Source organism: Corynebacterium callunae DSM 20147 (genome assembly GCF_000344785.1).
GTDB classification, from domain to species: Bacteria; Actinomycetota; Actinomycetes; order Mycobacteriales; family Mycobacteriaceae; genus Corynebacterium; species Corynebacterium callunae.
The window spans coordinates 1,256,726-1,268,953 of the sequence record NC_020506.1 but is presented as its reverse complement, the minus strand read 5'-3'; the positions used below and the strand labels follow the sequence as shown (position 1 = coordinate 1,268,953).

The 12,228-nt window shown below is 52.5% G+C and carries 9 protein-coding genes; all 9 read right to left on the bottom strand.

The features are described from left to right. Positions 1–38: 38 nt before the first annotated feature. Positions 39–641, bottom strand: a complete 603-nt coding sequence (locus tag H924_RS05975; protein ID WP_015651066.1) for a class I SAM-dependent methyltransferase — start codon at positions 639–641, stop codon at positions 39–41. Beyond that, on the bottom strand, positions 642–1,448 hold the full coding sequence (locus H924_RS05970) for a fumarylacetoacetate hydrolase family protein (RefSeq protein ID WP_015651065.1): 807 nt from the start codon (positions 1,446–1,448) through the stop codon (positions 642–644). A gap of 88 nt (positions 1,449–1,536) precedes the next feature. Further along, positions 1,537–2,199 (bottom strand): exonuclease domain-containing protein, encoded by a 663-nt coding sequence (locus H924_RS05965; RefSeq protein ID WP_029703100.1) that lies wholly within the window; start codon positions 2,197–2,199, stop codon positions 1,537–1,539. Then, a complete protein-coding gene (locus tag H924_RS05960) occupies positions 2,199–4,055 on the bottom strand; it encodes a DUF294 nucleotidyltransferase-like domain-containing protein (RefSeq protein WP_015651063.1) in 1,857 nt (618 codons plus the stop codon). The genes H924_RS05965 and H924_RS05960 overlap by 1 nt, the downstream gene beginning before the upstream one ends. A gap of 115 nt (positions 4,056–4,170) precedes the next feature. Further along, positions 4,171–5,193 carry a 3-isopropylmalate dehydrogenase gene (locus H924_RS05955; RefSeq protein WP_015651062.1) on the bottom strand — a complete coding sequence of 341 codons (1,023 nt, stop codon included), beginning with the start codon at positions 5,191–5,193 and terminating at the stop codon, positions 4,171–4,173. A gap of 272 nt (positions 5,194–5,465) precedes the next feature. Beyond that, positions 5,466–7,058 (bottom strand): phosphoglycerate dehydrogenase, encoded by a 1,593-nt coding sequence (serA, locus tag H924_RS05950; protein ID WP_015651061.1) that lies wholly within the window; start codon positions 7,056–7,058, stop codon positions 5,466–5,468. A gap of 424 nt (positions 7,059–7,482) precedes the next feature. Then, positions 7,483–9,234, bottom strand: coding sequence for a hypothetical protein (locus tag H924_RS05945; protein WP_029703102.1), 1,752 nt, complete (start codon positions 9,232–9,234; stop codon positions 7,483–7,485). Positions 9,235–9,262: 28 nt separating this feature from the next. Then, complete coding sequence (locus tag H924_RS05940; protein ID WP_015651059.1) at positions 9,263–11,080, bottom strand: GmrSD restriction endonuclease domain-containing protein; 1,818 nt, start codon at positions 11,078–11,080, stop codon at positions 9,263–9,265. Positions 11,081–11,095: 15 nt separating this feature from the next. Continuing rightward, positions 11,096–12,058 (bottom strand): cation diffusion facilitator family transporter, encoded by a 963-nt coding sequence (locus tag H924_RS05935; RefSeq protein ID WP_015651058.1) that lies wholly within the window; start codon positions 12,056–12,058, stop codon positions 11,096–11,098. Positions 12,059–12,228 lie beyond the last annotated feature (170 nt).

Genomic DNA, 12,228 nt, shown 5'->3' with positions numbered 1-12,228 from the left:
CGATATGGGAGCGTCGTTAAGGTAAAAGCTTGAAAGCGTTATTTAGCCTTCACAGCGAGCAAAACAATATCAACATGATGATGGGCGCCGGCACCAGTTTTAAGATCACGATCAAAGGCATCTAAAACCTCGACGGTGAAATCGCTACTGAGGTGCGATCCAAGCCAGCGGGTGGTCATCATGGTCTCGGATTCGAAGTCATGATGGGTGACAAAAAGTGAGCCGCCTGGTGCAACTAAGCTTTCTAGCTGCGCAAGGGAGGTTTCATTGGCTGGGATTTGTCCATAAGAGCAGGTCACCAGGTCAAATTGGCGGCCGGACTCAATGGCAAATTCCGTAAAAGAAACGTCGAGGACTTCCGCCGAAAGCGAGTTTGCGTCGACAAGCTCTTTGGTGCGTGCTACGGCGGTGGGGGCAAAATCAATGCCTGTTACCTGAAAGCCCTGTTTTGCCAGCCAGACTACGTCGGCGCCCTCGCCGCACCCGATATCGAGCGCGGTGCCGGTTGCTTTAACGTCGCTGAAATGGCGCAGTAGGACCTGGTTGGGGTTGCCGCTCCAGACCTGATCGGCGGAGTTGTAGCGGTCCTCCATCATCTCCGGGGAGACGTCATCATAAGGACTGCCCTGATGGGAATGCATTTATGCGTTCACAATCGGGTTACCCAGCTTGCCGATGCCTGGGATTTCGATCTCGATGTAGTCGCCATGAACCATTGCTTCGGTGCCGGCTGGGGAGCCGGTTGCGATGACGTCGCCTGGCAAAAGGGTCATGGAGGCGGTGATGAATTCGATAATCTCGCCCATCTTCATGATCATCTGGGAGGAGTTGGAGTCCTGTTTAAGCTCGGTAACGCCCTCGTGGGTGAGGCGGGCTTTGATAGGAAGATCATCTAGATCGATGGAGTTGAGGTCAGTCTGGATCCATGGTCCGATGGGGCCGAAGGTATCAATACCCTTGGCGCGAGCCCACTGTCCATCGGCGAACTGCAGGTCACGCGAGGAGACATCGTTAATGATGGTGAAGCCTAGAACGACGGACTTCCAGTCAGCTGCCTTGACATTCTTGCATGGCTTGCCAATGACAACGGCGAGTTCGCCCTCAAATTCCACCTTGGTGGCAAAGGAAGGGATACGGATAGGTGACTCAGGGCCGGTCACAGATGTTGGAGGCTTGAGGAACAAAGTTGGTGGCAATGATTCAGCGGACTTCTTAAAGACCTCAGCCACGTGATCGGCATAGTTGCGACCAATCGCAACAACCTTGCTTGGCAACATTGGCGCAAGCAGGCGCACCTCCTTTAGTGGCCATTCCTTGCCGGTGTACTTAGGTTCGGTGAAGGGAGTTCCCTCGATCTCACGAGCGGTGAGATTTGCTACATCATCTCCTTCGCCCTCAATCGTGCAAAAACACATTCCATCTGGGGTGGCAATTCTTCCAAAACGCATGACGGCAATGTTACGCGGTAGCCTTAGTAGCTCGCACCTCAGGTGCCCCGGCTCACCTTAAAGCAGCCCAAAATTTAGCTGATAAGCACTAGGAACGCAGATCTTTAAGTGTCTGTGCCCTACCCTGCCTAGTTTGCGCCAAATACAACTCTGCGCAGGCCAGCGCATCAGTAAGGGCATGGTGATTGGAATAATTGGGCAATCCATAACGGGTTCGCACGCGGGCCAATCGCAGATCCTCGCCCCGGGGATAAGTGGACATCTTCTCCATGTGGGTACGTTCCATGGCAAAGGTATCCACGATGGGTACTTCCAAAGGCGCTTGAAAAATTTGCTCACAGGCCCGGGAAATGAAATCCTTTTCGATCACTGCAAAATGCGCCAAAAGCGCCCTCCCTTGCAAAGCTTGCAAAAATTTTTCCAGGGCTTTCTCAAGGTCAATTCCAGCAGCGATTTCATCATCGGTGAGCTGATGAATCGTGGCCGAGGAACCCACAGAAAATCCCTCACTGCCACGAATCACCACATACCCGGCACCGCCAAGGTCAATTTCAAAACCATTAATCGGCACCCACCCAATCGACACAATCTGATGTTCACTGGGTTTCAACCCCGTGGTCTCCACATCCACCGCCAGCAGGGGTAACTCTTTTAAGCTTGTCGACGCCGCCGGGCAGGGTTGTTGATAAAACTCCTGCAAGGCGCCGGTGGCGCGCCTAATTTTCCTTTTAGATTTGGGAGCGCCGAACATTAGATTGTCCGCACCGGATATTTGGTGGCCAGCGCCGATTGCATGGACTTTATAATGCTAAAGGCATCGCGCAAATGTTCCCGATCCATCTTGCTCAACGTCTTGGGATCAATATGATAGTTCGGGCTTTCACCTGCCTTAATCAGCCGTGACTGATGCTGGAAAGCAATGGAATTGAGGAAATCAAAGGCATCAAGTAGGTCTTGAGCACCTTGAGTAGATACCTGACCGTGTCCAGCTGCTGCCATTAAACGATCTCTGGTTCCAATAGCTGTGTTGCCGGTAGCCAATGAATAGAGCCTGGCCATCTGCACAATCCCAGCGGTTCCGCCCTTTTTCACATTTAGTGTGGCGCCGTATTCACCGGAGCGTTCCACTACTAAACCGCGGAAAAATCCCAGCGGTGGATCACGTCTAGCTGCCAAGGTTGCTAAGTGAGCATGTAGCCTACGCGCACCTTGTGCCATATCCACTGCAGCTTGATGAACATCTGTTGCCATGGAGATTTCTCCAAAGATTCCGCGGAAATCAAAGAAGGTTTGGGCATGTAAAAGGGCATCTGGTTCGGGAGCTGTAATCCACTGATGGAAGGTATCAATCCACTCGGCGTGTGTTTTACGCCACTGAGGATTGCTTGCCATCATGTCGCCGGGGCAAAAAACTTGTCCCGCTTGGTCGAGTCCACTGCATACAAATTTGGCAAGCTGTGCAAAATAAGGTCCATGCAGAGCTTCCTCAAAAGAATCATCCAGCACTAGCGCATTATCTTGATCGGAAGCCAGTCCCATTTCTTTGCGACCTTGGGACCCAACCGCCACAAAACAATAAGGAATAGGTGGGGCACCAAATTTTTCCTCGCCAAGTTGCAGTAAACGTCTGGTCAAGGAATCAGCTGCAACGGTAATGAGGCTGCTGATTTCTTGAGCAGATGCGCCACGATCCACAAAACGCGACGCCACCTCGGCTGCAGTTTTGAAGGTATCGGCAAGTTCTTCCACAGTGTTTTTGCGCGATAGATCTGCTGTGAGATAAATCGGGTCATGCCGCATCAGGCGCATAATGTCGGCGGCCGTAACAATCCCGGAGATTTTGCCTGCATCCACAACGGGCAGGTGATGAATGCGCAGCTCTGCCATCAAAAGCATCGCCTCAAATGCTAAATCCTCTGAAGTGGCGCAGCGGGGATTGGCTGTCATAATTTCTTGCACCGGCAGTTCCACATTTAAGTTGTGGGCCACTACTCTACTGCGCATATCTCGGTCGGTGACAATGCCGTGGAGTTCTCCGTCGATTTGCACAATCAATGAAGACACGCCGAATTGATCCATCTTTATGGCGGCATCGCGAATGCTGGTATCTGGTTGGCAGCTCACTGGATTGGCGATCTTAAAATCGCCTAATTTATTGCGCAGGACTTTAGTGCTGGATTCTTGACGCAGTTGGTCAGCTGCCGCGCGGATTCTTTTGGACCAACTGGAAAAATAACGCTTAAGCTCAGGATTTCTTTCGGCCAGCCCGCTAAATTCCGCACGATCTAAAAAGAGAATGAGGCTATCTTCAACGGCCACCATGCTATAACGAGCGATAGGATCATGGCCCATGGTGGAATAGCCAAAGCAGCGCCCGGCATCGCGGCGATCAAGCAGGACGCCTTCTTCTTCCAAAACATCTACCGCACCAGAGCGGATAACTCCCATGCGGTCATTGGGTTTGTTGAAGGCTATAATTTCTTCCCCGCGACGGAAATATTGCATGGTCATTCGTGCTGGCAGCTGCTCCAATTCTTCTTTGGGCAGCTGCGCAAAAGGATCAAAACCAGCTAGAAAGTCCCGGATCTCCTCGAGTTCAACCGACATGTCTTAACCATAAGAGATCAAGCACCTGCGCGGGTGGGTTTTAGTGAAAAAAATCCCGCCCTCCCCCACGCTGGTTGCTAAAGGAAAGGAACGGGATGGCACAGGCCTAAGAAATTTAGGCCTGCAGAGCTGCAGCAATACGATCGCCAACTGCAGTGGTGGAAATTGGCTGAGTGTTGTCGCGGTTTGCCACATCTGCTGCCACAGCCTTTTCAATGCGGACTGCATTGTCCTCATCGCCGACGTGACGCAGCAACATCGCAGCAGAAAGGATAGCTGCGGTTGGATCCGCAATGCCCTGACCAGCAATATCTGGTGCAGAGCCGTGAACCGGCTCGAACATAGATGGGTTGGTGCCGGTGGCGTCAATATTGCCAGAGGCTGCAAGTCCAATGCCGCCGGAAATTGCGCCTGCCTCATCGGTGAGGATATCGCCGAAGAGATTATCGGTGACAATAACGTCAAAGCGGGAAGGGTCGGTAACCAGGTAAATAGTGGCAGCGTCGATGTGGTTATAATCCACTGCTACCTCTGGGTATTCCTTGGCAACTTCATTAACAGTGCGCTGCCACAGTCCACCGCCGTGAACTAGCACGTTGGTCTTGTGGACCAAAGTGAGCTTCTTGGAACGGGACTGAGCCAGTTCAAAGGCGTAGCGGATAACGCGCTCTGCACCATAACGGGTGTTTACAGAGGTCTCGTTGGCAATTTCGTGTGGGGTGCCAACGCGGATTGCGCCACCATTGCCGGTGTATGCGCCTTCGGTTCCTTCACGAACAACCACAAAGTCGATCTTTCCAGGGTTGCGCAGTGGAGACTCCACTCCGTCGAAAAGCTTTGAAGGGCGCAGGTTAACGTGGTGGTCGAGGGCAAAGCGCATCTTCAGCAGCAGGCCACGCTCAAGTACTCCCGGTGGGACGGAATCAGGTGCGCCAATGGCGCCCAGCAAAATGGCATCATGTTCGCGCAATGATGCGAGGTCTTCGTCGGTAAGCAACTCACCGTTTTTGAGGTAGCGGCGGGCGCCGAGATCGTAGTCGGTGGTCTCAATGTCGTCGCGGACAACGTTGAGAACCTTAAGGGCTTCAGCGGTAACCTCGGGGCCGATTCCATCGCCACCAATAACAGCAAGTTTCATTTTGCGGGATTCCTTTCTCACTATATGAACTTAATTAGTGTAGCTGATTACCCCAAGGTCTCACCTAAATCCCGCGCCACACTCCCCCATATGCCGCACACTTCGCCCTAAAAATTATGTCTGAGCTGCCGAAATAAGAGCTGTACAAGGTGAAATTATCAGCCCATCCACCCACTTTTGCGGGCAGCCGACAGCATTAGGCAATAAAAAACCGCCTTCCGGGCTGTTCATAAAAGAAGCAACCAGGAAAGCGGTGATTAAAGTGCTAGAAATTAATCCAGGCTAATGAGGAAGGAGGTAGCGCCCAGCTCTGCGTCGATTTCAGCAACGAGAGCTTCTGGAACCTCGGACTCAACACGCAGGATAAGAACTGCGCCGTCGCCCTTTTCAGCCTGGGTCAAAGCTGCAGCAGCGATGTTGATGCCAGCTGCACCCAACTTGGTGCCAACGGTACCCAAAGCACCTGGGGCGTCGGTGTACTGCAGGAAGAGGTTCAAGCCCTCAGCGCGTAGATCAAGTCCACGGCCGTTGATGCGGGTGATCTTCTCAACACGATCCAGGCCGGTGAGTGCGCCAACGACAGTTGCGGAGGTGCCTTCGCCGGTGATGACCTTAACCTGCAGCACGGAGCGGTGGGTTACGGACTCGGAGTTGGTCTTAACGGTAACTTCGAGGCCACGCTCTTCAGCGATGCGAGGGGCGTTAACGAAGGTAACTGATTCTTCAATGATTCCGGAGAAGAGGCCACGTACAGCGGACAGTCCAAGTGCGTCAACCTGCTCGGTGGAAAGCTCACCACGAGCTTCAACCTCGATAGCCACAGGAGCGGTGTCAACGAGCTTGCCAGCCAGCAGACCAAGCTTGCGAGCCAGGTCAAGCCATACAGCAACTTCTTCGCCAACACGGCCACCGGAAACGTTAACTGCATCTGCAACGAACTCGCCGGCAAGTGCCTTGAGTACGGAGTCAGCAACGTCGGTGCCGGCACGGTCCTGAGCTTCCTCGGTGGAAGCACCCAAGTGAGGGGTAACTACAACCTGTGGCAGCTTGAACAATGGGGAGTCGGTGCAAGGCTCGGTGGAGTAAACGTCGAAGCCAGCGCCACGGATGTGGCCTGACTCGATTGCATCAGCCAATGCCTGCTCATCAACAAGGCCACCACGTGCGGCGTTGATGATGATCTGGCCCTTCTTGGACTTAGCCAACAGCTCAGCATTGAACATGCCAGCAGTTTCCTTGGTCTTTGGAAGGTGAATGGTGACAAAGTCAGCGCGGCCCATAAGCTCTTCAAGTTCGACGAGCTCTACACCAAGCTGCGCTGCGCGAGCTGGGTTTGCGTATGGGTCATAAGCGATAATCTCGGTCTCAAATGCTGCGAGACGCTGAGCGAAAAGCTGACCGATGTGGCCAAAGCCAACGATACCGATGGTCTTGCCGAAGATCTCAACACCGTTGAAGGAGGAGCGCTTCCATTCGCCCTGACGCAGGGTGGCGTCAGCAGCTGGAATCTGGCGTGCGGTGGAAAGCAGCAAAGAGATTGCGTGCTCACATGCGGAGTGGATGTTGGAGGTTGGTGCATTTGCAACCATGACACCGGCAGCGGTTGCTGCAGGGATGTCAACATTATCCAGGCCCACGCCTGCACGGCCGACAATCTTCAAGTTTGGGGCAGCGGCGATGACATCTGCATCAACCGTGGTAGCAGAGCGCACGAGCAGTGCGTCAGCTTCCTTAACTGCTTCAAGTAGTGCTGGGCGGTTAGGTCCGTCAACCCAACGGACTTCTACTGCATCTCCAAGCGCGTCAACAGTTGACTGCGCTAGCTTGTCGGCGATAAGGACTACCGGACGGCCATTCTGGCTCACAAGTTACTCCTGGAAGAACTAGGAATGTCCGCCTGCAACAGGCACGACCGCGTCGGCTGCAGACGTGTCCACGCCGGTTTTTGGCGTGCGACTATGAAACATTCTAAACCCTCCCCCTGGACTTAAGGCACCTTCCCACCATTTTCATGGGGTGAGATACACCCCCATTTGTGTCCCACCAGGCAGATTTCTGCTGTTAGTTGCCAGATTCTAGGTCATCTCAACCCGCCCTTAGACAGCAAAAAGGGGCCTTGAATTTATTTCAAGACCCCTTTGAATGCCCCGCTGCAGACCCCGCTGAATGACTCTTGGAGTGACCCTAATATTGCTCCTCCGAGCGCCCCTAACAAGTCCCCGCCGTTAACCCGGCGGGAGTCTAGGCCCGGTATGAGCCTTAACCCGGCAGGAGCTTTAGCAAAGCACCTTACTGATAGGACACAAACCACGGACGTGGATTGACCTCTTCATAGGTTTGCTGCGGACTAAAGGTGGGGAAATCCTCGTCATAGAAGTTCTTCCACGCCATGAAGTAGTTAGGGCTCAAACCTTCACGCATGGTGTTCCAGGTGGCAATTTTTTCCTCCGCCACACCGTGCCCATCAGCATGCAAAACAAAAGCTAGCTCCGGGTAATCAGTTTTGATGCTTTCGCGATCACGCAGCATTTGAGTTTGGAACTGGTGCAATACAAATGCCTTTTGTGGCAGCTTATTTTCATCAATGAGCTGAGCCAACCACTGCGCCACCTCATCAATTTCGCTGGCTTCTGCAGATCCCACGCGGGTCATAGGCTGCTCATCTGGCCCAATTTTCCACTCCGGATCAAGGGCTAGGCCGACATTTGGTCGCTTCAGCAGATCCTCATAAAGCTTCGCTTGTTCCAAGAAGCTGGCGCGTCCGGGCTGCAGGTCAATAACGGCATAGCCACCAGCCTCGGTGATCGCATCGATATAACCTGTAAGTTCTTCCGGTGCAAACTCATTGGAGAAGTTGCCATCATCACCAGGGAATTCTGAGGCAACCGTGGCAATAACCTCAAATGCAGGGATAACAGGTTGCTCTTCAAATTGCTGGTATTCCGCAGCCATTTCTTTGACACGCGCCACTGCCTCAGCAGGTGGCTGCTCCCCCATCGCACCCAAAGCTGGACCTGAAGGATGACCATATAGGGCCACCATGCGACGGCCTGGGAATACTAATCCGCCACCGCCAGGCAGCTCAGTAGTAATGGTTTCACCGCGTTCAATTTTGGCAGAGAGCAATTCTCCGGTGCCAAATTGATCGCCCAAAGCCAGAAGTGGTTTATCCGCCAATCCGGCCACCATTTCCATGGTTTCCGAATTAAGTCGCGGATCTGGATAGTCCATAAAGCGAATTTCTGCACCATAAGCGCGTGCAGTAGCTACAGCGGAGATTCCACTTTCCGGGCTGGCGATTACAACTGGAGCCATATCGCCATCACGCTTGGTTTGCACTGGGAAAGCCTCAACCTTCTCAGCACCAGCCTTTTCCGGCATCTTTTCCCAGCTTGGCACCAATAAAGTTTGCTCTTCAGGCACCAATTGCGCAGTCATTCGCGTGACATCTGAAATATCTTCGACAGTCTTGTCCTCAAATTGCAGGGAGGTCAATTCTGCCAAAGCTTCTTCGGTGCCCGGATCATGAATAACCGTGTTCACCTTTTCCAGGCTATTTTCATCAAATCCTGGCAGTGCATCTCCAACCAGCAAAACGGTGCTTGCACCCAGGCGCTCAATTTCCGCAATTACGGCGGCATCATTAATTCCGGGCGCATGCAGAACTGGCGAATGCGCAACCACACCAATTGAGGCGGCACGCAATTCCTGGGAAATTCCTGCACCGGCCACCACGACGGTTTCGGAGGAATCAAAAAACATCTTGCTGCTTTCAATTCCTGAATATCCCGGATCACTAATCACCGTCGGAGTCTGCGGAAAATCCTCCGAGACCACACGGGCCAAATTCTCGGTTTTCGCCTCGCGATAAGGAGAATTATCTGATTCCGTGCTTGTCGACGCCGCCTGGGTCTCTTCTGGTTGCTCTTGTTCGGCGGAGGAACAAGAAGCCAGGCCTAAAACCAGTGCCGCTGACGCGGCAATAGAGATTAGGTGGCGTACAGGAGTCTCATTGAATGCCAAGTGCTTGCCCTTCGTCATGGTGGCTATGGTAACCGATGGCTTAGGTCTACTCTTCCACCGTATCCTCAAATGCGTCTGGACCGTCATGTCCACCCGCTAAATCGGTGTCGTCAACATCCCTGACTACAGGCTTTCCAATAGCATCTTCCACCATGGCAATAAAGTTTTTGCGTCGATCAGCAAAGAAGCTGGTGGTATCGGAATTGTGCAGGTCTTCGGCCTTTAGCAGATGGGTATTAAGCATCTGATCAAATTCCTCATCGCCCATCAAGGACTTGGACTGCACGCGGGAAAGGTAGCGGGATGGAGGGGTATCGCCAATAACAACCTCGGTGCGGCGTCCCATGGGGGTACGGTTCAGCACAGATTCTGCCAGAACTGGATCGATGCCACGCTCAATGCACCATTTGGTGGGGAAAATCTGGTGGAAGCTACAACCCAGCTCCTCGAAGGTCCAGCGATCGAATTGCTGGCCAGTGCGCCAATCTCGGGCACCTCGTCCCATTAAGAGGGCAAAGATTCCCTTCCACACACCGGTATCTGGGGTGGCGCTGAGGAATCGAGATTCATGGAATTGGCAATCTCTAATGGTCTTTGGCTCAACAATGTCTTCTGCGGCACCTTGACGGATCCAAGCAGTGACCTGATCAGTATCACGACCAGAACGAGCAATAACGGCAGGTGAACCATAAAGCTCGCCCAGGACACCACACCAGAACCATTGGTTAAGACGATCCCAGGAGCGTGCATTGGCCATCTCATCAGAACTCAACAGAGTCAAAATGACAGCTAGTGGCACGATCTGAGCGGTGTAAGGAACCTGGTCCACGCTGAGGATACAGCGCTGACGCAAGAATTCTGCAGCCTCATCAAACCCAGTGCGGATTTCTTCTGCCGCTGGAATGTATTCATCCAAGGTGAGGTTCAAAATATCTTCGCGATAACCTGATGCACTGCCCTTGCGAGAATTCACCAGGAGGGACACTGCCATGAGGAACTCGGTACGCCCAATGCCATCGAGTGCTGAGTGCTGTCGCAAGCGGTTTTCGGTGCGAGCCCAATCATCACGCAAGGAGAATTCTTCTTCGCGGGATTCATCGGCGGCGAACACCGCAGTGAGCAGATCAAAAACATCCATCTGAAGACCAGAGGTATTGGCCTGGGCGAAAATCGAGCCCACTCCCCCTTTGGCAGTTTCACGATCCAAACGGATCATGGGGATGTCATAGCTCACCAATGTTTTGACGATTTGAGATTGGAACTTCTTGGCATGATCGCGAGCGCCTTCGCCAGCCAGATCAGCTAAATCAAAGAGGATGTCGGTGCCCTTATCACCCAGTAGCATGGACACTGGCAGGCAACCATTGCGCAGTGCTGAGTCAAGATCAGTGATGCCACCTTCAACGGTTGGTCCAAAGTGGGACATGATTTGACCGTTTTCATCGACCGAGAAAACTGCCTCATCGGGCATAACCGGAGATTCAATTGCCTTGGCAACATCTACATAGAATTTACGAATGACCTTCTTGGAGCGGAAGTCAACGGTATTTACATAGCCTGCGCCACTGAAGCAATGGTAAAGGGTGGTAAGGCGCTGTTGTCCGTCGAGAAGCAAAAGACCTGGATCCAGACCAGTATCAGGCGCGCCTACAAGGGCGCGGGGCCGGAAACGCATCTCTTCGCCGCGGGTGTCGAGCGCCATGAGCACGCCGACCGGAAAACCGCGGAGAACAGTGATAATTAGGCTGCGGATGCGGTCAACATCCCAGGCATAATCCCGCTGGAAATCGGGAAGTTGAATATCGCCACGGTCGATGCGGGCGAAAAGATCATTAAGCGCATAGCTTGGTGTGGAAAACCCCATAGGTCACACTCTATATCAGCACACACTCTCGTGATCGCTATGTTCGGCACTCTCGAGCTGAATTGTGGAATGGTTGATCCCAAGTTTGGATAATTCCGCTTCTGCCCGATCCAACACACCGCAGCCATAAACGTTTTTCTCAGTGGATTCCACCACTAAATGGCAGGTAGCGAGCACTTCTTTGCCATCAATGGTCCAAATATGAAGATCATGGACATCTGCAACACCTTCAACATCTTTTAGCGCTGCAGTAGCTTTTTCTGGATCGGCATTGGTGGGCACACGCTCTAGAAGAATATTAATAGCCTCTTTAAGCAATCCGAAGGCACGCGGAATGATAATTGCTGCGATAACAATTGAGGCGATCGTATCGGCAGGCATCCAGCCGGTGTAGCGGATAACTAGGCCAGCAATTATTACTGCCACCGAACCCAACATGTCACTAAGCACATGGAGGAAAGCGCCACGCATATTAATATTGCCGTCTTGGTGACGCATCAAAATCAGCGCAGAAATGGCGTTGGTCAGAAAGCCGATAACCGCCACAATGAGCATAAGGTTGGTGTGAATTTCAACATCGCCACCCAAACGCATCAGCGCCTCAACTACGATCCACACCGATAGCGCTGCGACCACCACAGCATTAGTCATGGCAGCGAGCACTTCTACCCTTTTAAAACCATAGGTGGCGCGATCAGTGGGAGCTTTACGGCCAATGAGCATGGCTACGGCAGCAATAATAAGGCCAGTGGAATCAGAAAGCATATGCATGGCATCTGCCAGCAATGCGAGAGAACCAGAGATCAAGCCAGCGCTGAGCTCTGCCACAAAAATTACGGTGGTAAGAACTAGGACCCCAAGCAAAGCTTTTAAAGAATTAGGCGCGTGGCTATGGCCTAATTCATTGTGGTTGTGGCTGTGATCGTGTTCGTTGTGGTGGTCGTGCGAGTAATCGTGGGTGTGCTGCTGCGTGCTCATATCTCTACCTAAGCACACTGGGCGCCTTATTGAAACCCTATTGAAAATGTTTTTTGAGGTTTAAGCAGGGTTTTTTCATTTAAGAAACCTTAATCAAAGCAAAAAGGTGCCAACTGACGATTGTCAGTTGGCACCTAGTTTGCACCTTAAATTAAAGCCCTAAAGGCTTT